Genomic DNA, 351 nt, shown 5'->3' on the forward strand with positions numbered 1-351 from the left:
GTCGTCTGCCGGTGGACTATGCCTCGCACTCGGTGCATGTGGAGGCGTTGGGTGGTGAGCTGGAGGAGGTCCTGGCCGGTATCCGTCCCCGCACGGGTGAGATTCCGTTCTACTCGACGGTGGAAGCCGGCGTCGTGGATACGGCGGGTCTGGATGCGGGGTACTGGCTGCGGAATCTGCGTCGGCCGGTGCGGTTCCAGGAGACGGTGGAGCGTCTGCTCGGGGATGGTTTCGAGGTGTTCGTGGAGGCCGGCGCGCATCCGGTGCTGACGGGTGCGGTGCAGGAGACGGCGGAGTCCGTGGGCCGGCAGGTGTGTGCGGTGGGTTCGCTGCGCCGTGGTGAGGGGGGTC

1 protein-coding gene is annotated in these 351 nt (G+C 68.7%); it reads left to right on the forward strand.

The window, feature by feature from the left end; all coding sequences use genetic code 11:
• Positions 1–351, forward strand: a 351-nt coding sequence (locus RM812_RS42820; protein ID WP_311586536.1) for an acyltransferase domain-containing protein, incomplete at both ends; no start/stop codon positions are given.

Source organism: Streptomyces lancefieldiae (assembly GCF_031845825.1).
Classification (GTDB): Bacteria; Actinomycetota; Actinomycetes; order Streptomycetales; family Streptomycetaceae; genus Streptomyces; species Streptomyces lancefieldiae.